Here is a 19736-nt window from a genome sequence, read left to right as displayed (position 1 = left end):
CCTGCCTTGTAACAGAATGTGGGGACGAAGGCAAGAGGGGTGCGATCTCATGCAAGGCGAGCGATGTCGCCTTTGGCGCGAAGCAGAATCTCGCGTGGGATGCGAATCACCCGCTCCTCCGCTGCGCAGCCTGCGGAAGCGGGAAGTGCCGGAATGGCTGCTGCGGTGATGTCCTGGCCGATGATGGCGAAATCGCCACTGTCGAGTTCCAGGATGTCAGGGCAGCCTGATGAACTCGAAGATTGTCTCCCGCCCTCGTGAGGATCGGGACCGATGCGACGCTTAACGATGATGTTCATAATAGTGGATGTTGTTCTGAAAACGGAACATTTGTTCCGAATACCGAACATTGTTCCGAAATCAGAACCGCCGCAAACGGAATCTGATCTATTTTCTTGGATTGTAATGTCCCGCACTGCCAAGAACCTCATCGGTCCACAACTCGCCAAGCACCGCACGCACTTGGCGATGTCGCAGTCAGAGTTTGCGGGCCTGTGTCAACGAAGTGGCTGGGATGTTTCGAGGGAAACCTTGGCAAAGATCGAGTCAGGCATCCGATGCGTGACTGACCTTGAGCTGGTCGAGATTTCGAGCGCTCTGAAACTACCTTTGCCAGTGCTTTTCCCGCCAGATGAACAGCATCGTTTTGGTCGGAAGGTGACTCAATGAAAACCTTCTTCTGAAGATGACAGACAAAGCCACATACACTCCAGCAGAGTTTGCCGCCCTCTTCGGCAAAGAACGCACCTGGGGCTATCGGCAGCTCTACGCGGGAAAAGTGAAGGCCATCACGAAGCTGGGCCAAACACTCATCCCACAGTCAGAGGTCGATAAACTACTCAATGGCGCTGAGCGCTACCTCGGCGCTCCATCGCACACGAAAAGGGTGGCGAAGCGGAGGGCGAAGAAAAAAACGCCTTCATCTAAAGGCGCGAAGAAATGGACTGCTGCACTCAAGCAGCGAAGGAAACACGGGTCGCCGCCGCCAGAGAATGCTCGTTCCGAAGATGTCCGTAAACCTTCATTGCCAAAATCCCTCCATCCCGATGACCCAGCCAGCGCGAGACAGTCGGTATATCAACGCCTGACTCGATACAAATCGTCGCGAAAAGATGGCGCAAGTCGTGGTGACTGAGCGGAGGGATGCCAATTTTGTTGGCCGCCCGCCCCATTGCTGCATAGGCGCTTTTCACACGAATCACCGGCTCATCGACCGAAGCGGGTTTGCTACGCGCCTTCATCTTCTCCAGCAACTCTCTGGCGGCTGCAATCATCGGAATGCGCCGAAACAAGCCGTTCTTGGTGCCGTCTGTGGGATCACCAAGCACAAGGAATTCGCCTTTTGAAAAATCGCAGTGCTTCCAAAGCACGAACTTTGATTCACCGAGACGCATCCCAGTGTAAGCCAGAAACTCCACGAAATCGGCTCGATCCTGAGAGGTCCAGCCACGAGCGGCGCGAAGTGCCGCCACCCACTCCTTGAAGTGGCTTTTGCTGGGCAGCTTACCGGAGAGGTCTTTTGGACGAACCTTTGCCCGCTTGACCTCAAGAGCCGGATTGGTGCGGCGCACCCCTTGTTTGATGGCGATTTTGAACAGGGATTTCAAAATGAGGAGGCAATTGTTGAAACGAGTGGCTGACATCACCTTGACCGCCTCACCTGCCCATTGCTCACAGTGCTGAACAGAGATTCGACGCATCTCCAAGGCGGCGAAATCGGGCCAAGTTTTCTTGATGAGTCCGACAATTTCCTTCCAGTAGCGCTTGGTGCTTTTCTTGGTGGATGGGTCGTTTTGAAGCTGGCTTTCGCGGATGACTAGCGCCTCCGCTCCAGTCATTTTTTCAGTGATGACGGTATCCTTGCCCAGCTCATCACGATGGGCGTTGTCTTGAAGGATCTCGTTGAGTTGGGGTTTCGCCACACTCAAAACCTTGGTCTTGAGACTGCGAAAAGTCGGTTTGCCGCCGATGGAGAGACGGGCGTAATACGTGCCCTTCTGGTGGCGGTAGAGATGAGGGATGCCGGAGAAAGTCCAAGTCTTTGAAGCGCTCATAAGAAGCCGCTGTTACCCACGGAGAGGGGCGGCGAAGTGAGTATAAAACAAGTGTATAAAAACGCAAGAAGAACCGGCGCGACCCTCAAATATACAGGTAAAACAGGGCTGAAAAGCTGTTTTGTAATAGGACACTCCTGTCCGCTGTCATCGCGCTCGTCCATGCGGACAGGAGTGTCCGCGCTCCCATCCTTGATCAGCTTCGCCAGCCCCCAATCCATCACGAGCACCTCGCCGAATTCGCCGACCATGATGTTCTCCGGCTTCAGATCGCGATGCAGCACCCCCTGGCTGTGGGCGAAGGCGATGGCGTCGCAGACTTTGCGGAAGATGGTCAGCAGGCGGTCGAGCAAGTAGTCGCGCAGCGTTTCAGGCACTCCTTTGCGCAGATCGAGGAGGATGGCTTGGAGCGTGCGGCCTTTGACGAGCTTCATCGAATAGAACAGCGGCAGGCCGTCCTCCCACACGATGTCGTAGATGGGCACGATGTTTGGATGCGCCAGCTTCGCGAGCACCTCCGCCTCGCGGATGAAGCGCTGGCGCATGGCCGCGTTCGCATTGGCCTCCAGCAGCATGACTTTGATGGCCACGGTGCGCTTGAGTTTGGCGTCCTGCGCCTCCAGCACACTGCCCATGCCGCCGGAGGAGATCTCCTGCCCGAGCTGATAGTTCTCCACGCCGAGCGGTGGTGGGGATGGTGAGTCGGCGGGCATGATGGAGGATAAAACGGGGCGGCAATAGAATACAGTCCCGGTTGGTGCGGCGATGTTTCAGGAAGAATGAAGACAATTGCGAATCGCAATGGTGTCAACGCAACCACCCGGGCACAGGGAAGACAGGGACGGAACTTCTGAAATGCATCTGAGGCATTCAGCAAAAAAAAAATGGTTTTTTCCTGAAACACCGCTTCGCAAAGCGGGCCTGAAAGGAGTGCTGACAACACAGTTCAAAACAAGGAACACCATGAAAATACATATAAAAGCATCAACCGCCCACTGCGGGCTTCTATCGGGGCTGCTCTCTCTGGCCGGAGTTTTCCAGGCAGCAGCCCAGAGCAACGTCACATTCGCTCCCGCCGTCAATTACCCCATGTTGGGCACCAATGCGAGCTACGTGGCCATCGCGGACCTGGATGGCGACGGCAAGGCTGACATTGCCGTGACGAACCAGTCCGACTCACGGCCCAATCCCAATGTTTCCATCTTGCGTGGGGCTGGCAACGGCTCCTTTCAGAACATCGGCAGCTATGGGGTGGGCTCCGGCCCCCTCAGCGTCGCTGTGGGTGATGTTAATGGCGATGGCAAGATGGATCTGGCGGTCGGCACCCACAATTCCGGAGCCGTCGCCATCCTGCTCGGCAATGGAAGCGGCGGATTTGCGCCATCAGTCTTCAATTTCCTTTCCGGTGGCAACGTGATGGACGTGAAGATGGGTGATTTCAATCACGACGGCTGGCTGGACCTGGCGGTGATCGACACTTGGGACAGCGCCCGGCGCAACACGGTCCGGATTCTCTTGGGCAACGGGACGGCCACCTTCGCACCGGCGGTGAGCTACCAGGCGACCAATCCAGGGACCATCGTCGCCCGTCTCGCCGTGGTTGATTTTAATCACGACGGCAAGCTCGATCTCGCTATCGGCAGCCAGAACTCCGGGACGGTTTCGACCTTGCTGGGCAACGGCGATGGAACCTTCGGTTCGCCGGTCCTGCACAGTGTGGGGAATAACCCCATCTCTGTCATCGCCGGAGATTTCAATGGGGATGGCAAAGCCGATATCGCCGCGTCGAACAACGCTTCCTCCTCCGTCACCATCCTGCGCGGCAACGGGGATGGCACCTTCCAGGCACCGATTCATTCGGCAGCTCCGGGGCGTCCAACCGCTATCGCGTCGGGCGATTTCAATGGCGACGGCAGGCTCGATCTGGCGGTGACCGCTGAACTTCCTGATCGAGTTTTGATTCTCACAGGCGACGGCACTGGTGCTTTCCCGGCACGCTTCAGCTTCATCGTCGGCAGTGCCCCGGTGCATGTGGGCGTGGGGGACTTCAATGGCGACGGCAAACCTGATCTGGCCGTGGCAAACCTGGGCACCCACAACGCCTCGGTCCTCCTGAACACCACGGTATTTCCCGACAGCGCCCCCATCGCCAACGCCGGTGCCGACTTCAGCGTGAACGAAGGACAAGCCGTCGCACTTGATGGAACCGGCAGCAGCGATCCTGAAAACGCCCCGTTGACGTATGCCTGGACACAGGTGCCCGGCGGCACCGCCGTGACCCTCACCGGAGCCAACACCGCCAGTCCGACCTTCACCGCTCCGACCGTCGCACCCGGCGGCGAGACGCTCAGCTTTGACCTCACCGTCACGGCCAATGGCGTGAGCACGGTGGACACCGTCAGTGTCACGGTCGTCAATGTGAACCACCCGCCTGTGGCCGATGCTGGTGCCGACCAGTCCATCGCCGAGGGCTCCCCAGTGGCCCTCGACGGCTCAGCGAGCTTCGACATCGACAACGATGTCTTCACCCATGCCTGGACGCAGGTCAGCGGCCCCGCTGTCACCCTCACCGGCGCTGACACTTCCGGCCCGACCTTCACCGCTCCCTACGCCGGCACAGGCGGCGCGACCGGCGTGGTGGCCACGCTCGTCTTCGAACTGCTCGTGGATGATGGCTTCCAGGCCGATGCACCCGCCACCGGCTACTCCTTGGCAAATGTGCGTGACCGCGTGACCGTCGAGATCACTAACACGAACAATCTGCCGATTGCCGCCGCAGGTGCTGATCAGACCGTGGACGAAAACACCGCCGTGGCGCTCAACGGCTCAGCCAGCAGTGATCCCGACAGTGACACGCTGACCTATGCGTGGACTCAGACCGGTGGCCCGGCCATCACCCTCACCGGTGGCGCGACTGCGACGCCAAGCCTCACCGCTCCCTTTGTCAGTGCCGGTGGCGCGGACCTCACGTTCTCCCTGACGGTGGACGACGGCTACGGCGGCACCGCGACCGACACGGTGGTCGTCCATGTGCAAAACATGAATGATCCCCCGCTCGCCTCCGCTGCGCAGCCGACGATCGCTCTGCTCTGGCCCCCAAACCACCAGATGGTGGCCGTGGGCATCACCGGCGTGAGTGACCCGGACAACAACGCCACCATCGTCATCACCGGCGTCACCCAGGACGAGCCCACCAAAGGCTGCGGCGATGGCGACACGGCGATCGATGCCGTCATCGATGGCGACACCGTGCTCCTGCGCGCTGAGCGCTCGGGCAACGGCGACGGGCGCGTGTATCGCGTTTACTTCACCGCCTCAGATGCCGAAGGAAGCGTCTCCGGCGTGGTCTATGTGACCGTGCCGCACAGCAAGAAGAAGCCCGCCATCGACAGCGGCGGGGTCTATGACTCCACCGTGAGCACCCCGCGTCCCCCGAAAGGTCAGGGAGGCGAGGATGATGACGATGATGATGACGACAGGGACCACGGCAAAGGTGGCAAGGACGACCACGATGACAAAGGCGGGAAGGGTGACGACAAGGGCAAGAAGGGCAAGTAACCGAAGCACGCCCCAGCCATGACAAAGGGCGGGACTCGCAGGGGTCCCGCTCTTCATTCATGCCCATCGGACCTCCGGGATGAAAACAAGGGGAGGGACTATTTCCCCGCCAGCACACCTTGCAGCCAGGCCAGCTCGCCGGGGATTTCTTCGGGCGTGAGGACGGTGCGGGCGACTTCGTCTTTGAGCAGCGTGCGGAACTTCACGCGGAGGCGGTGGATCAAAATGCGTGTCGCCACTTCGCTGGAACCGATTTTTTCGGCGATCGCGCGGCAGGACGGTGGTTCTTTGTCCCACATGAGGTAGGGCAGCAGCAGGTCGAAGACTTCTTTGCGGCCTGCGGCCTCGTAGGCCTCGCGGAGCCTCGCGCGCACACCGGCGAGCAAATCCTGTGACCAGACGTGGGTGAAGAGAGCATCAGGATCACTCTCGGTCTGCGATTCGAGCGCGTAGCGTTCCTCGGCGGCCAGTTCATCGAAGGAGACGTGTGGAATGCCGCCGCCGCGTTTTTGCGTGCCGTGGTGGCGGAAGTGATCGCTGAGGAGATGCTTCAGGACGCCGACCAGCCAGGAGCGCAGCTTGCCGGAGCCTTCCTGGGCCATGAGGAGAGCGTTTTCGGTGATGAGGCGGTGAAAGAAGGCCTGCGTGAGATCCTCCGCATCCGGTGCCGCATGGCCGCTGCGGCGCAGGTAGGCGTAGATGGGATACCAGTAGCCCATGCACAGCTTTTCCATCGCTCGGGCCGCGTCGTCGGCATTTCCACCCTGCACGGCCTGAACGAGCGTCCAGTGTGTCGTGGGGAAGTCGGCATAGCGAGAGGCGTCGGGCATGTCTGCTGCGGCTGATTTGCCATGTTTCGGCCTAAAAAGGAAGCTCCAATACCGACCCAGGAAGCTTTTTTGAAAAAAGTTCGGTGGCAGGTGAAACAACGCTTCTCAAACCGGGCCTGAAGCAGGCGGGCGATGCAACTTCTGGCTGGCCGCACAACGCGGCCTTTCGGCAGCCATCATCCTCAACCCACACCCAAGACAGAAAGAACATGAAAACCAAACTCAATACAACCAACGCCCTTCGCGGGCTTATCACGGGACTGCTACTGTTCATCTCAATGGCTTTCCATGCGCACGCCGCCCTGGTGGTTACCACCACAGGCACTCCGGATGCCGGTGAATCAACCTGGATTTTCTCTGGCAGTTACACCGTTGCAACGGGGGGGCTCGTGAGCGCGGGCACTACTTCGGCATCGGTGGTTACCGGATGGTCCGGCGTTGGCGATTATCTTGGAAGCTATCCACCGGGATCCGTCGCCAATGGGCTCCACTATTTCAACGAGCTCGGAAACGTGCAACTGACTGGCTCCGTGAGTGGCGTTCTCTCCATCGATTCTATCGAAGTTTATAATGGAGGCGGCAACCTCGACGCTTGGGGTTTTGCATCAAGTTTTGATCATACCTATGTGACAGGTGAAACGCTTACCTTCAGCGGCACGGCCGTTCTGCCGGTTGATATCCTTTCGTTCGGTGGAGACTATCTTTCCTCCCCACCGGTCAGCTTTACGGTGACTCAAAACGGCGCAACTCTGATGTTCAACCCGGAATCCGTCCCCGAACCCTCCCGCGCCTTGCTGCTGCTGGGCGGTCTGGTGGGAGTGATGTTCCGCCGCCGTCGGCTCAGCTAGCTGGCGGCTACTCTCTGAGGCTTGACGAGCCGCCTGTTGGTCACAGCCAGGCAAGGCGGATGGATTTTCATGTCGTGCTCGTCCGGCATCTTTCAAAACCGCCCAAAAGGAGCATTGACCTTCTCCGGCCAAACCGGGACACTCGGGCTAATTCCAACCAGGGAGGTCAATCATGAACGAACCGCAATCCCGTCGCGAGTTCCTTGCCGATGTGGGCAAAGGCACTCTTCTTGCCACCATCGGCCCCGCGCTGGCCGCTGAACTCGGCATCACCACGGCTGTCGCTGAAGAAGCGTCGGCAGCGCTCAACTTCGGCGGCATGGAGTCGCTCGTCTGCTTCATGCAGGAGACGCCTGTGTCGAAGCTCCAACCCGCGCTTGCCGCAAAGCTCAAGGACGGTGTGCCACTGAAACAACTCGTGGCCGCAGGCGTGCTCGCGAACGCGCGCACTTTTGGCGGCGAGGACTACATCGGCTTCCACACGCTGATGGCGCTGCATCCTGCCCTGAAAATGGCCGGCTCCATGCCGGACAAACAGGCAGCGCTGCCGGTGTTCAAGGTTTTGTATCGCAATACCAACCGCATGCAGGAAAACGGCGGTCGTGGCGACGAGGTGCTGCATCCTGTGACCGCAGGCGAGGACAAACCGACTGCGCAGCAGCTTCACGACGTGGTGAAACGCAAGGACACCGCAGGTGCGGAGAAAATCTTCGCCACCCTGATGCAAAACAGCGCGGACGACGGCTTCAACGCTCTGCTCGAATGCGTGCAGGACAATCCTGAGGTGCATCGCACCGTGCTGCCGTATCGCGCATGGGATCTGCTCGATCTCGTGGGCCGCGAGCATGCCACCACGATGCTGCGCATGTCCCTGCGCTACTGCTTGAACTCAGAAAAGTATCGTCGGCCTGAATGGGACGAGCACAGCAAGGCGCTGACGAAGCTGATCGACGAGCACAAGCTGATGGGACGCGATCCCGGCACGCGCTCGATGGAAGATTCGGTGATGGAGAAGCTCAGCATTACCATCTTCAGCGGCACGCCCGAAACGGCCGCTGGCGCGGTGGCTGCGGCGCTGGCGGAAGGTTTTGATCCGCATGAAATCGGCGAGGCCATCTCGCTCGCCGCGAACCAGCTCGTCCTGCGCGACCACGGCCGCCCGCCGGAGTGGGAATCACCCGGCAAACCGGCTGGCAGCACGCATGGCGACTCCGTCGGCGTGCATGCAAGCGATTCGGTGCATGCATGGCGCAATCTCTCGCAGGTCAGCAAAGGTCGGAACGTTTTCGCCTGCCTCATCCTCGGGGCGTGGCAGGTCGCACGGGATCGGGGTGGTAATGGCGTCCAGCGTTTCCTCGAATGGGAGCCGCTGCCTTCGAAGCGCCAGATCAGCGCGTCCACGGATCAGGCGAAACTGCTCGCCGAGCTCGACGAGAACATCCGCCTGAATCTCCAAGGCCATGCCGCTGGCGTCGTGCATCGCTGCGGCATGAAGGGAATCGCCCCAGAGGCTGTGTTTCAGACCTTGTTGCGCTACGCCGTCAGCGAGGATGGAGCGCTGCATGCCGAGAAATACTTCCAGACCACCTGGGATGAGTTTCATCGCACGCGTCCGGCCTTCCGCTGGCGTCACCTCACCGCTCTCGCACGCGTCACCGCCAGCGAGTTCGGCCGTCCGGCACCGGGTCAGGCTGAGGCGCGAGAACTGCTCGGCGTTTAACTTGCTTCGCAGCACTCAATCATGCGTGGTGGATGACCCTGTGTCATCCACCACGCTGCTTTTTTGAGAGGAGTGCCGGTTACAGGCGCAATCCCGCGCCAATATTGGTATTGGCATTGATGGAAGGGCCCGAGCGGCGGGACGGCCCCCGGTCATAATGGCTCGAGTGGTTGTGGCCATGCCCCCAAGAGGGGCGATGCGCATGTCCACGACCTTCGACATAGGTGTCACAGCTGGGCAGCACCATCATCATTGATCCAAGGGCGAGTAGTTGGCGGATGTATTTCATAGCGTATGGAGGGTGGTTTCTAACAGATCGTTTGATCCCACTCTGCGGACGTATGAAAATATTCCGCTGAACAGCGGGTCATATGAACGCCACCTGTCAGCTGCAAAAACCATCAACCGCCGTGACGGGTAGCACGCTCAGCGCTTCTCGGTCGCATAGGCCTCATAGGCCTCGGCGATCTTGCCCGCTTTCTCGTCTCCTTTGTGGAAGATGAAGCGGTGACGGAGCTTGATGCGCTCGCCCTCCTTCAATTCCATTGCACCGCTCTCGGTCTGAATCTTCAACTGGGACAGACCAAATGGGTTCGCGGTGAAGAGGCCGTAGGTGCGTGCGTGCCAGGGCGTGGGATGGCGGAAGCTGCTGGGATGGTTCAGCATGGCGATGCCGAGGTGCTCGCCTTCGACCGGGCCGTGGAAATCACACCACTTGGCGCGTTTGCCCCAGCTATCCGCATCCTGGTGGCCTTCGCTGTTGATGATCTTGCCGCCTTCTTTCGCATCGACGGACATGCTGTGTGGCACGCGGATACTCAGACCGGAGTCTTTTTTGTCATCGACCGTCACCGTGCCCTTGGAGGCGATCAAATCGATGTCCACGTCGATCACGCGGGTTTCGCCATCCACACGAAAGGTCAGGCTGCGCTCTTCGGTGATGATGACCTTGCCATCGGGATCAACGTAATCGGACAGCGCGTAGATTATGCCGCTTTTGCCGCCCTTCAGTTCCTTGAACTCGCGATGCTTGATGGCTCCAAGGTGCTTCACGCGTTCGCTGGTCTTCGGATTCGCGCCGAAAGTCGCGAGTTCCGCCCAGGTGTCGTAACCGCCGATGTTCTCATGGCCGAAATTCAGACCGCGATGGTGCGGATGGTCCTGTTTTTCACCCTCGACATTTTTCATCGGATGCGAACGCGTCATCGACTTGCCCGTGGGGCCGTAAATCGGCCAGAGGTAGGGTTTGTTCGCCTGATCGACGACGTATTCAGCGAACACCTGGCCGTCCACCTTCACGATGGCGCCGCCGGTGGCGGTTTTTTCGACGGTGAATTCAGCGGCGCTGGCAAAGGAGGCGAGCAGGAGTGATGCGGCTAGGAGGAGTTTCATGGTGGTGGTGGCAGTGAACGTGCCTGAGTCTGGAATGCTTTCGCAGGAGGTCAATCCCAGCCACGGAAGAAATCGAGCGCATTGCGGGTCGTGTCTGCAGCCACCTGCTCGACCGATTCATCGCGTAGCGCGGCGATGGCACGCGCCGTGTCCGCCACATAGGCCGGTTCACAGCGTTTGCCGCGATACGGCACGGGTGCGAGATAGGGTGCGTCGGTTTCGATCATGTAGCTGCAAGCGGGCACCACACGGGCTGTTTCCGCGATGACTCCGGCGTTTTTGAAACTGACGATGCCGGTGAAGGAAATGAGGTGCCCGCGCTCCAGCAGCGGCTGTGCCTGCTCAATGGTGCCGGTGAAGCAGTGAAACACACCACGCAGGCGATCTCTGAACGGCAGCACAAGCGCGGTGAGATCCTCCCAGCTCTCACGATTGTGCAGAATCACATTCAGCTTCACTTCCGCTGCGAGTTCGAGTTGCGCCGTGAGCACCTGGGCCTGATGCGCCTTCCAAGCATCGAGTGTGAAGCCCTCCGGTGGCGCATGAAAGTAATCGAGGCCGATTTCGCCGATGGCGCAGACCTTCGGATGCTCTGCAAGCTCGCGCAATTCGTCGATCCAAGCGGTGCCGGAGATCGTGTCTGCATCACAAGGATGAATTCCGACCGCCACGCGCACATCCGGCTCGTGTTCGGCGATGGCGAGCAGCTTGCGCGCGTTTTCGAGATCGGTGGCAGGCGCGACCATGCGCGTGATGCTTGCGGCGCGTGCGCGTTCGAGCACGGCGGGGAGGTCGTGATCAAACTGCTTGCTGCCGAGGTGGGTGTGCGTGTCGAAAAACATGCCCTGCGCCTTCGCATGCGTCTTCCGGGTGTCAAGCGTCACGAATTTGTCCTTTTCCCGCCCCCGTGGTTGGTGATACACCAGCAGCATGCCATTCCGCTTGTTTTTCTTCGTTTGCACACTGCTGCCGCTGACTGTCTCAGCCGCGCCGGAGGATTATTTTGGCATTCATGTGGTGGATGAGACCACGGGACGCGGTGTGCCGCTGATCACGCTGAAAACAACCAATCACATCGCGCTGACGACGGACAGCGCGGGCTGGATCGCCTTCAACGAACCGGGTTTGATGAATCGCGTGGTCTATTTCGGCGTCGAGGGGCCGGGCTATGCGCTGCCGAAGGACGGTTTTGGTTTTGCGGGGGTGAAGCTGACTCCCGTGTCTGGAAAAACGGCGGAGGTGAAGGTGTTGCGCACGAACATCGCCGAACGCATGTGTCGGCTCACCGGACAGGGCATTTATCGCGACAGCACGCTGCTGGGGCATGAGGTTCCCCTGCCCCGGCCGAACCTTTTCGCGGATGTCATGGGCCAGGACTCGGTGCAGGTGGTGCCATGGAAGGGGCGCTACTTCTGGATCTTCGGCGACACGCAGTGGCCGAACTACCCGCTGGGCAATTTCCATTCCACCGCCGCATGGAGCGATCCGCCGGACAAGGGAGGCCTCGATCCCGAGCACGGCATTCACTTTGAATACATCACTGATGACAAGGATGCCGTGGCCAAGATGCTGCCGGTCGAAGAACCCGGCGTCGTGTGGTTGTTCGGCATGCACACGGTGATGGATGCGGCCAACAAGGAGCATCTCATGGCGCATTACTCGCGCTGGCGTGATCTCGGCAAGCGGCTGGAGCATGGCCTTGCGGAGCTTGATGAATCCACCGAGCGCTTCCGCCGCATCACCGTGCTGGGAGACGAGTTTGAATGGCAGCATCCGCGACACAATGCCGTGCGTGTGAAGGGCGCGGATGGCGACTGGATTCACTTTGCCGCGCCATTCTGCCAGACGCGCGTGAAAGCGGACTACGATTCGGTGCAAAACACCTCCAGCTACGAGGCGCTGGCCTGGTCCACGGAGCATGGCGATTACGTCTGGCAGAGCTCGTTGCCGCCCACGTCTCAGAAGGACGAGGAGAAGCTCATCGCTGCCAAAAAAATGCCGCTGGAAAAGGCGCGCATGCAGGTGGTGGATGCGCAGACGGGCAAGCGCGTGCTGCTGCATGCCGGCAGCGTGCATTGGAACAAGCACCGTGAGCGCTGGGTCATGATCGCTGTGCAGGAAGGTGGTGACGTTTCGTATCTCGGCGAGATTTGGTATCTGGAGGCAAAACAGATCGAAGGTCCGTGGCGCAAGGCGGTGAAAATCGCCACGCATCCGAAATACAGCTTCTACAACCCGAGTCATCATGCGTTCTTCGACCAGCAGGATGGCCGGATCATTTACTTCCAAGGCACCTATGCGGAGACATTCTCCGGCAATCCTGTCGCCACACCGCGCTACGACTACAACCAGCTCCTGTATCGGCTGGATCTCGATGACGAGCGGCTGAAAGCGGCCCGGGCGGAATAGAGTCTTGCCCTTTTTCACACGGCCCGATAGCCTGCGCGGAAATTCAATCCATCCTACCACCGCCATGTCCGCCAATCTCGCAGAACTCCTCGGCACGATGATCCTCATTCTCCTCGGCGACGGTGTCGTCGCGAATGTGGTGCTCAAGCAGACGAAGGGGAACAATGCGGGCTGGATTGTCATCACCGCCGGCTGGGGCTTTGCCGTGGCGGTGGCCGTTTACTGCACCGGAGCCATCAGCGGCGCGCATTTGAACCCGGCGGTGACGCTGGGCATGGCCGCGATTGGAAAATTCGAGTGGGCGCTGGTGCCCGGCTACATCGCTGCGCAGATGGCGGGCGCGTTCCTCGGCGGCGTGCTTGTCTGGCTGGCCTATCTGCCGCATTGGAAGGTCACTGACGATCAAGGGGCCAAACTTGCCGTCTTCTGCACCGGTCCGGCGATCCGCCACACCGTGGGCAATGTGATCTGCGAAATCATCGGCACCGCCGTGCTCGTGCTCGGCGTGCTGGCGATCCTGTCGCCCGCGAATCTGGTCCCCAACTCCGGCTTCGACAAAGGCTTCGGCCCTGCGCTCGTCGGCATGCTCGTGTGGTCGATCGGTTTGTCCCTCGGCGGCCCCACTGGCTATGCCATCAATCCCGCCCGCGATCTCGGCCCACGCCTTGCGCACTTCGTGCTGCCAATTCCCGGCAAAGGCAGCTCTGACTGGGGCTATGCATGGATTCCGGTGATCGGTCCAGCCATTGGCGGCATCATCGGGGCGCTGGTTTACAAGGCGCTGTGGCCGGTGGTGTGACTTATTTTGGCGTATGCGGCACGAGAACGTCGGGTGATTCATTCGCCTGCCGCGCACGCTTGGCCATTTCGCGGGCGAATTGTTCCTGGGAGCGGCGGGATTTAGCTGCGGTGACGTGGGGGAGGTGCCAGGTGGCGTCGGATTTCAGGGTGCGGCCACGGGCGGTGTCGGCGAAGTGGGTTTCGAGGATGTGCAGCAGGCGTTTGCGGGCCTCCTTGTCTTCGACGGGCGTGAGAAGCTCGACGCGCTTCGAGAGATTGCGGTTCATGAAGTCAGCGCTGGCGATGAAGACGGCGGGCTTGCCGCCCTGACGGAACCAGAAGATGCGGGCGTGCTCCAGATAGCGGTCGATGATGCTGACGACGCTGATGTTTTCGCTGATGCCTTTGATGCCGGGGCGCAGGCAGCAGATGCCGCGCACGTTGAGGCGGATCTTCACACCAGCCTGCGAGGCCTCGTAGAGCGCCTCGATCATCTGGCGGTCTTCGAGGGCGTTCATCTTGAGCATGATCTCGGCGGCCTCGCCCTGACGGGCGCGTTCGGTTTCGCTACGGATCATGGAGACGAGGCGCTCGCGCAGGCCGTAGGGCGCCATGCTGAGCTTGTTGAAATGCACGAAGCGGGAACGACCGGTGACGGTGTTGAAAAAGGCGGAGGCGTCTGCGCCGAATTCTGCGCGGCAGGTGAGCAGGCTGATGTCGGTGTAGAGCTTCGAGGTGGCCTCGTTGTAGTTGCCGGTGCCGAAGTGCATGTAGCGCGTCATGTGGCCGGATTCGCGGCGCATGACGAGGCAGACCTTGGCGTGTGTCTTCAAACCGGCGACGCCGTAGATGATTTGAGCGCCCGCATTGATGAGATCGGCGGCACGTTCGAGATTGCGGGCCTCATCGAAGCGCGCTTTCAATTCCACCAGCACAGTGACGTGCTTGCCGGCCTCCGCGGCACGGATCAAGGCGGAGATGATGCGGCTGTTCTTCGCGGTGCGGTAGAGGATCTGCTTGATGGCGATGACGTTTGGATCAGCGGCGGCCTCTTCGACGAGCGCGAGCACGGGATCGAAGCTCTCATACGGATGGTGCAGCAGGATGTCGCCACGTTTGATCGCATCAAAGATGCTCTCGCCGGGCGTGATCGCAGTGCTGGCATGGCTCTCCCATGACTCGACCTTCAATTCATCGAAGCCGGATATGCCGGCGATCTGGAAGCAGGCGCGAAGATCGAGTTCACCAGGAATGTCATAGACCTGCGCGGTTTTCGCGCCGCAAAGATCACGGATGATGCGCGTGTGATCGCGCGAGGCGCCGGATTCGATCTCGATGCGGATGGCGGGGCTTTTGAGCCGCATTTCGAGCACTTCCTCCATCTCGCTGGCGAGGTCGAAGGCGCTTTCGTCATCGACGGTGATGTCAGTGTTGCGGCTGACGCGGAAGCGGGCGGGTATGGAGACTTTTTCAGCAGGGAAAAACTCGCCGATGAACAGTGTGACCACATCTTCGAGGTTCACGTAGAGATGCTGGCCGCCATCAGGATCAGGGACGACGACATGGCGCGGCAGGTTGGCCGGGAGAGGCAGCAAAACGTGGCGTTTCTCGGTGCTGCTGACGGTACACAGCAGGACGATGTTGAGAGCCGGGATGGCCGCGCGGGCACCTGCATCATCAATCACGACGGGCGAAAGCACCGGGAAGATGTGCTCGTCAAAGTACTCGCGCAGATGTGTGCGCTGCGCGGGAGTGAGATCGGCGATGGGGAGGCGGCGGATGCCTTTTTCCAGTAACAGCGGCATGAGCTGCTGATTTAGGATGTCATACTGACGGGCGACGAAGGCGGCGGCATGCTGATGAATCTGTTCCCACTGCTGCGTGGGCGTGAGCCCGGCGCTGTCACGCGCGCGGAGGCCCTGCTCGCGCAGGAGCTGGAGGCCGCCGACGCGGACCATGAAGAACTCATCAAGGTTCGAGGCGGTGATGGCGAGGAACTTCACGCGTTCGAGCACGGGCAGATCGGCACGCGCGGCTTCATCGAGCACGCGGGAGTTAAACGCGAGCCAGCTCAGCTCACGGTTGATGAAATGCTCCTCGGTCAGGCGCAGCTTCGGCGGTGCGGGACGTGGATCAGGATTTGGCGAGGAGGATGTCATAACCGTAAATTTCGCGGAAGAGGTCGCACTTGGAGTCGATGGCAATCTGCTCGACGGTGGTATCGTCAGCGCCCTGGGTCAGCACGATGAGACGTGAGCCTTCGGGGCGGAGCTGGATGGATTTGATGCGCTGGGCGTGGCTGCGGTCGAGTGAATCGGCGAGGCGCAGCAGGGCGGCGAGTTTGAGAACGATCATGCGCTCTTCACGTGTGAGATCGGAGAAGTGCGGGTGATTCGGCTCGGGATTGTAGCGGCGATGATAGCGGGCAAGCAGGGCCACCATTTCTCGGTCCTGGCTGCTGAGGCCGAAGATTTCGGTGTTCAGCAGGATGTAGAGGCTGTGCTTGTGATGCTCGCGCGGGCTGATGAACATGCCGACCTCATGCAACGTGGCGGCGACGCGGAGGACGAGCTCATACTTGGGATCGAGACTGTGTAGGTGCTGCAGCTCACGAAAGAGCTGGCGAGAGAAGCCGGCGACGTGATCGGCGTGTTTGCGGTCGGTTTTGTAGCGCAGGCCGATCTCACACGCGGCCTGCATGACCTCCTCCTGGAAGATCGCGGTGCGCGAGCCGGAGGTCATCAGATCGAGCATGAGTTCGAGCTGGAAATCGCCTTCGGGAACCCAGAGCGAGTCATCGCCGAAGCGGCGGGCGAGGGCGAGATTGGTCTGCAAGGCGGGCACGATGCCCTCGGCGCCGGTGTAGTGCAGGTGCAGCTCGCGCACGAGCTCGTCGGGCGTGAGGCGCGCGAGTTTGTCAGTGAGACGGGAGAGGCCGTCTTCCAGCACGCGGTGAGCGCCGTGGCGTGCTTTGCCGAGACGCGGCGCGACGCTTTGAATTTCCGCGCCGATGGCGACGTGATGGTCGATTTGCACGTCGGAATAATCCTGCGCGAGGTGATCGACGACGCCACGAATGTGCTCTTCGAGATGCAGCATCTGCTGCGGTGCCTCATCATCGGGCGTGGCGACGGCCTCGCGCGCACGGAAGATACCGAGGCGGTAGTTGCTGTAAGCGGCGAGGCGGCCCTGCTGGAAGTAAATCGCGCGCGTGTTGCCGGGGCCGATGTGGGAGACAAACGTGTTGCCCTTGGCCAGCATGGGATTCTTTAACAGCAGGCGCTGGGCGATCTGATAGACGAGGCGGGTCATGTTGCCGTCGTCGATGAGGCTGGGGATGACGCCGCTGTGAACCTGAAGGCGGTTGAGGAAAATTTCGTGGTTGGAGGCCTCGGCGAGGATGTTCGTGGTGAACAAACGCAACTGCGAGGATGGGATGCCGTACTCACGCATCGTTTGCAGATAGTCGCGCAAGATGGCCGCGGCCTGATCGACCGTGTTGCGCGAGATGCTGCGGGCGCGGAAGATGTCGCGCGCGACGGGCAGCGGGCGGTCGAGGCTTTCGATGCGGATGAACTGGCCGCGGTCATCCTTGCGGCCGATGACGAGCGACACGGAGGCCGCGCCGACGTAGATGACGGCGTGTTCGGGCGGAGACTGAAATGCGACCGGCGGTGTCACGTCACTCATGGGCGGCCTCCTTGGAAATGACGAATGGCTGACGAGTCATGGCACGGCGCAAAATGGAGGGTTGATTCGTCATTCCTTTTCATGGCGCATCCACGCCACCGCACCGGCGGCCACGGCCTGGCCGCCGAGTTTGGCGAGCGAATATTTCACACCTTTGGCGAGTTCAGGAATGGCGTAACGATCGACCTCTTCTTTGAGCAGGTTCAGGTAGAGGCCGGGGAGTTCTTCGACGAGTCCGCCGCCGAGCGTGATGCGGTCCGGGGCGAGCAGATTGACGACCGTGGCGACGCCCATGCCGAGGTAGCGGATGGAATTGCGGAACATGACCATCGCCGCGTCCTCGCCGCTGCGGAAGGCGTTGGCGAGCGACTTGCTGCGGATGCTGCGGAGCGCGCCTTCGGTCTTTTTGTCGAGATCAGGAAGCTGGCCGCGGTAGCAGGCGAGACCGGCCTGCGAGGCGAGCGCGAGGCGGCTGGTGAGGTCCTCGAGCGTGACCGTGCCAAACACCGGGCTGCCGATGTGCGTGCCGGGCAGCAGAATGTTGCCGAGTTCCATGGCTGAAATGGCGCGGCCCATGATGATCTGGCCATTGTACACGAAGCCAGCGCCCACACCCGTGCCCGGAAACACACCGAGCAGCGAACGCGCGCCTTTGCCAGCGCCGAGGGCGTACTCACCGTAGGTTCCGGCATCGACATCATTCAAGACGGCCACCGGGGCCTTGAACTCACTTTGCAGCAGCTTGCGCAGCGCCATGTTCGACCAGCCGAGGTTCGGGGCGAAAATCAGGATGCCCTTCTCCGGATTCACGAGGCCGGGACAACCGATGCCGATGCCCTGGATGCCTTTGGGGTTCACTCCGGCCTCTGCAATCGCCTCATGAATGGCTTTGACGATTTTGTTGCGTCCTTTGGCGGCACCGTCGGAACCGTTGGTCGATTTGCGCGCGGAGCCGAGCACGTTGTAGTTCGCGTCGAGCACCGAGGCCATCATCTTCGTGCCACCGAGATCGAAGCCGATCCAGAACGGCACGCTGCGGAGTTTTTTCGGAGCTTTGGCGGCCTTGGCTGGTTTTTTGGATGCTTTTTTAGCTGGCATACGCCCGCAAGACACACGGGCTTGGCGAAATGGGCAAGTGACATTCTGACGGGCGTCGAAATCACTTCACCCAATGCCGTGAGGCGAAGTTCATGTATTGGGTCCAGTCGAAGTCGGTGACATCGTGTTTACCGGTGCGGACGTGGTAGCCGATGAAATCGCCGACAGGGGTGTCGATGGCGGGGTGTTCGTCAGCCACGACACCTTTTTTGCCGAACAGGGCATACACGGGATCGGCGAACTTGCCGGAGAGGAATTCGCCCTTGGGATCGGCCCACTGGTCTTCGACAGCGCTGGCGATGTAGATGGGACGTGGCGCGGCGAGGGCGATGAGCATGTGCATGTCGATGGGACAGGCGGCGGCGTTGTTGGCGTAGCTCGCATACTTGGGCGTGAACCAGTGCGGGAAGGCCTTGGTGATGATGGCGGTGGTTTCGCCGAAGTCGCGGCGCATCAAAGCGGCTCCGCCTTCGCCGGAGTTGTTGGAGATCACAAAGCCAAAGCGTTTGTCCTGTGCTCCGGCCCAGAGAGAGGTTTTGCCGAGACGTGAATGGCCGATGACGGCGAGATGCTTGGAGTCGATGAGCTGGTCGGTTTCGAGGTAATCAACGATGCGGCTGAGCCCCCAAGACCAAGCGCCGATGGCGCCCCACTCGCCATCTTTCCAAACCGTGTTCGCGCCATCTTTGCTGACGGCGGCACGCAGTCCTTCCTTCCAGCCGTCGGCGTGGTCAGGCTCGATGTCGCCATAGTAGGCGGTGGCGACGGCAAAGCCGCGTTTGAGAATCATTTCGAGCGGCCAGCGGCTGCTTTCGGTGCCGCGTGAGGCTTCCGTGGCACGATGATTGACGATGTTCTTCTCTTTGTTGTCGCGCATCCAACGAGTGTTGAGCGGAACGTCGGTTTCTTTGCTGACGGCGTGGTTGCCGCCGAAGCTGAGGCCGACGAAGCAGGGCGCGGCCTTGGTGGCATTGGGCGTGTAGAGCATTACATCCATGCCGGGCCATGCGGGCCGATCTGGCAGCGAGATGTGGATGAATTTGCGCGTGGCGAGACCGCCGAGAGCATCCGTCTTCGTGGCAGTGACTTCAAACTTGGGCGTACCGATGCTAGTGGGTGTTTTGCCGAAGACATGGACCTCGAAAAGCTTCAGGATTTCAGGACGGCGTTTGTTGGTCCACTCCTCAACCGTGGTGAGCTTTAAATCGGGCAGCGGGTGGTTACCTACTTTGGATTCGTCGTAGTTCACACCGGGGCGGGGCGTTTGGGCAAGGGCGGTGGTGGCGAGAGCGAGAACAAGGAGAGTGCGCATGATGGGAAGAAGGAACGTGATGGGTGAGGTGGATTTAACGCTGAG

17 protein-coding genes are annotated in these 19736 nt (G+C 60.4%); 6 read left to right on the top strand and 11 right to left on the bottom strand.

Annotated elements, in window-relative coordinates:
* Positions 1-47 precede the first annotated feature (47 nt).
* Positions 48-299 carry a hypothetical protein gene (locus tag U1A53_RS21670; protein WP_322283949.1) on the bottom strand — a complete coding sequence of 84 codons (252 nt, stop codon included), beginning with the start codon at positions 297-299 and terminating at the stop codon, positions 48-50.
* Between the two features lie 106 nt (positions 300-405).
* Between U1A53_RS21670 and U1A53_RS21665 the strand changes: the two genes are divergently transcribed.
* A complete protein-coding gene (locus U1A53_RS21665) occupies positions 406-669 on the top strand; it encodes a helix-turn-helix transcriptional regulator (RefSeq protein WP_322283948.1) in 264 nt (87 codons plus the stop codon).
* Positions 670-953: 284 nt separating this feature from the next.
* Here U1A53_RS21665 and U1A53_RS21660 read toward each other — a convergent pair whose 3' ends face one another.
* Both U1A53_RS21660 and U1A53_RS21655 read right to left on the bottom strand, forming a co-directional pair.
* Entirely contained in the window at positions 954-2054 is a 1101-nt protein-coding gene (locus U1A53_RS21660; protein ID WP_322283947.1) for a site-specific integrase, read from the bottom strand.
* A complete protein-coding gene (locus tag U1A53_RS21655) occupies positions 2051-2767 on the bottom strand; it encodes a serine/threonine-protein kinase (protein ID WP_322283946.1) in 717 nt (238 codons plus the stop codon). The genes U1A53_RS21660 and U1A53_RS21655 overlap by 4 nt, the downstream gene beginning before the upstream one ends.
* A 250-nt stretch (positions 2768-3017) precedes the next feature.
* Here U1A53_RS21655 and U1A53_RS21650 point away from each other — a divergent pair, with 250 nt between their 5' ends.
* On the top strand, positions 3018-5612 hold the full coding sequence (locus tag U1A53_RS21650) for an FG-GAP-like repeat-containing protein (RefSeq protein WP_322283945.1): 2595 nt from the start codon (positions 3018-3020) through the stop codon (positions 5610-5612).
* Positions 5613-5710: 98 nt separating this feature from the next.
* Here U1A53_RS21650 and U1A53_RS21645 read toward each other — a convergent pair whose 3' ends face one another.
* Positions 5711-6442 carry a hypothetical protein gene (locus U1A53_RS21645; protein ID WP_322283944.1) on the bottom strand — a complete coding sequence of 244 codons (732 nt, stop codon included), beginning with the start codon at positions 6440-6442 and terminating at the stop codon, positions 5711-5713.
* A 209-nt stretch (positions 6443-6651) separates the two neighbouring features.
* Here U1A53_RS21645 and U1A53_RS21640 point away from each other — a divergent pair, with 209 nt between their 5' ends.
* On the top strand, positions 6652-7290 hold the full coding sequence (locus U1A53_RS21640; protein ID WP_322283943.1) for a PEP-CTERM sorting domain-containing protein: 639 nt from the start codon (positions 6652-6654) through the stop codon (positions 7288-7290).
* Between the two features lie 172 nt (positions 7291-7462).
* On the top strand, positions 7463-9010 hold the full coding sequence (locus tag U1A53_RS21635; RefSeq protein WP_322283942.1) for a hypothetical protein: 1548 nt from the start codon (positions 7463-7465) through the stop codon (positions 9008-9010).
* Positions 9011-9089: 79 nt separating this feature from the next.
* Here U1A53_RS21635 and U1A53_RS21630 read toward each other — a convergent pair whose 3' ends face one another.
* The 3 genes from U1A53_RS21630 to U1A53_RS21620 form a co-directional block, all read right to left on the bottom strand.
* On the bottom strand, positions 9090-9299 hold the full coding sequence (locus tag U1A53_RS21630) for a hypothetical protein (protein ID WP_322283941.1): 210 nt from the start codon (positions 9297-9299) through the stop codon (positions 9090-9092).
* Between the two features lie 137 nt (positions 9300-9436).
* Positions 9437-10402: a PmoA family protein gene (locus U1A53_RS21625; RefSeq protein ID WP_322283940.1), complete on the bottom strand. Its 966-nt coding sequence runs from the start codon at positions 10400-10402 to the stop codon at positions 9437-9439.
* Positions 10403-10452: 50 nt separating this feature from the next.
* Positions 10453-11286 carry a TatD family hydrolase gene (locus U1A53_RS21620; protein WP_322283939.1) on the bottom strand — a complete coding sequence of 278 codons (834 nt, stop codon included), beginning with the start codon at positions 11284-11286 and terminating at the stop codon, positions 10453-10455.
* A 46-nt stretch (positions 11287-11332) separates the two neighbouring features.
* Here U1A53_RS21620 and U1A53_RS21615 point away from each other — a divergent pair, with 46 nt between their 5' ends.
* Both U1A53_RS21615 and U1A53_RS21610 read left to right on the top strand, forming a co-directional pair.
* The gene (locus tag U1A53_RS21615) at positions 11333-12811 is read left to right on the top strand and encodes a hypothetical protein (RefSeq protein ID WP_322283938.1); all 1479 of its coding nucleotides are present in this window, start codon (positions 11333-11335) and stop codon (positions 12809-12811) included.
* Positions 12812-12875: 64 nt separating this feature from the next.
* The gene (locus U1A53_RS21610) at positions 12876-13610 is read left to right on the top strand and encodes an MIP/aquaporin family protein (RefSeq protein WP_322283937.1); all 735 of its coding nucleotides are present in this window, start codon (positions 12876-12878) and stop codon (positions 13608-13610) included.
* 1 nt (position 13611) lies between these two features.
* Here U1A53_RS21610 and ppk1 read toward each other — a convergent pair whose 3' ends face one another.
* The 4 genes from ppk1 to U1A53_RS21590 form a co-directional block, all read right to left on the bottom strand.
* Positions 13612-15750, bottom strand: coding sequence for a polyphosphate kinase 1 (gene ppk1 / locus U1A53_RS21605; protein WP_322283936.1), 2139 nt, complete (start codon positions 15748-15750; stop codon positions 13612-13614).
* Positions 15725-17281 carry an HD domain-containing protein gene (locus tag U1A53_RS21600; RefSeq protein WP_322283935.1) on the bottom strand — a complete coding sequence of 519 codons (1557 nt, stop codon included), beginning with the start codon at positions 17279-17281 and terminating at the stop codon, positions 15725-15727. The genes ppk1 and U1A53_RS21600 overlap by 26 nt, the downstream gene beginning before the upstream one ends.
* 69 nt (positions 17282-17350) lie before the next feature.
* Positions 17351-18379, bottom strand: coding sequence for an ROK family protein (locus U1A53_RS21595; RefSeq protein WP_322283934.1), 1029 nt, complete (start codon positions 18377-18379; stop codon positions 17351-17353).
* A gap of 61 nt (positions 18380-18440) precedes the next feature.
* The gene (locus U1A53_RS21590) at positions 18441-19691 is read right to left on the bottom strand and encodes an acetylxylan esterase (protein WP_322283933.1); all 1251 of its coding nucleotides are present in this window, start codon (positions 19689-19691) and stop codon (positions 18441-18443) included.
* Positions 19692-19736 lie beyond the last annotated feature (45 nt).

Source organism: Prosthecobacter sp. (assembly GCF_034366625.1).
Taxonomy (GTDB): Bacteria; Verrucomicrobiota; Verrucomicrobiia; order Verrucomicrobiales; family Verrucomicrobiaceae; genus Prosthecobacter.
The sequence above is the reverse complement of the archived record's forward strand: the minus strand, read 5'-3'. Positions and strand labels throughout refer to the sequence as shown.

What these genes read in the sequence shown, in the direction of transcription:
- U1A53_RS21670 (WP_322283949.1), bottom strand. Translation starts at nt 299, where the DNA reads ATGAACATCATCGTTAAGCGTCGCATCGGTCCCGATCCTCACGAGGGC.
- U1A53_RS21665 (WP_322283948.1), top strand. Translation starts at nt 406, where the DNA reads ATGTCCCGCACTGCCAAGAACCTCATCGGTCCACAACTCGCCAAGCAC.
- U1A53_RS21660 (WP_322283947.1), bottom strand. Translation starts at nt 2,054, where the DNA reads ATGAGCGCTTCAAAGACTTGGACTTTCTCCGGCATCCCTCATCTCTAC.
- U1A53_RS21655 (WP_322283946.1), bottom strand. Translation starts at nt 2,767, where the DNA reads ATGCCCGCCGACTCACCATCCCCACCACCGCTCGGCGTGGAGAACTAT.
- U1A53_RS21650 (WP_322283945.1), top strand. Translation starts at nt 3,018, where the DNA reads ATGAAAATACATATAAAAGCATCAACCGCCCACTGCGGGCTTCTATCG.
- U1A53_RS21645 (WP_322283944.1), bottom strand. Translation starts at nt 6,442, where the DNA reads ATGCCCGACGCCTCTCGCTATGCCGACTTCCCCACGACACACTGGACG.
- U1A53_RS21640 (WP_322283943.1), top strand. Translation starts at nt 6,652, where the DNA reads ATGAAAACCAAACTCAATACAACCAACGCCCTTCGCGGGCTTATCACG.
- U1A53_RS21635 (WP_322283942.1), top strand. Translation starts at nt 7,463, where the DNA reads ATGAACGAACCGCAATCCCGTCGCGAGTTCCTTGCCGATGTGGGCAAA.
- U1A53_RS21630 (WP_322283941.1), bottom strand. Translation starts at nt 9,299, where the DNA reads ATGAAATACATCCGCCAACTACTCGCCCTTGGATCAATGATGATGGTG.
- U1A53_RS21625 (WP_322283940.1), bottom strand. Translation starts at nt 10,402, where the DNA reads ATGAAACTCCTCCTAGCCGCATCACTCCTGCTCGCCTCCTTTGCCAGC.
- U1A53_RS21615 (WP_322283938.1), top strand. Translation starts at nt 11,333, where the DNA reads ATGCCATTCCGCTTGTTTTTCTTCGTTTGCACACTGCTGCCGCTGACT.
- U1A53_RS21610 (WP_322283937.1), top strand. Translation starts at nt 12,876, where the DNA reads ATGTCCGCCAATCTCGCAGAACTCCTCGGCACGATGATCCTCATTCTC.
- ppk1 (WP_322283936.1), bottom strand. Translation starts at nt 15,750, where the DNA reads ATGACATCCTCCTCGCCAAATCCTGATCCACGTCCCGCACCGCCGAAG.
- U1A53_RS21600 (WP_322283935.1), bottom strand. Translation starts at nt 17,281, where the DNA reads ATGAGTGACGTGACACCGCCGGTCGCATTTCAGTCTCCGCCCGAACAC.
- U1A53_RS21595 (WP_322283934.1), bottom strand. Translation starts at nt 18,379, where the DNA reads ATGCCAGCTAAAAAAGCATCCAAAAAACCAGCCAAGGCCGCCAAAGCT.
- U1A53_RS21590 (WP_322283933.1), bottom strand. Translation starts at nt 19,691, where the DNA reads ATGCGCACTCTCCTTGTTCTCGCTCTCGCCACCACCGCCCTTGCCCAA.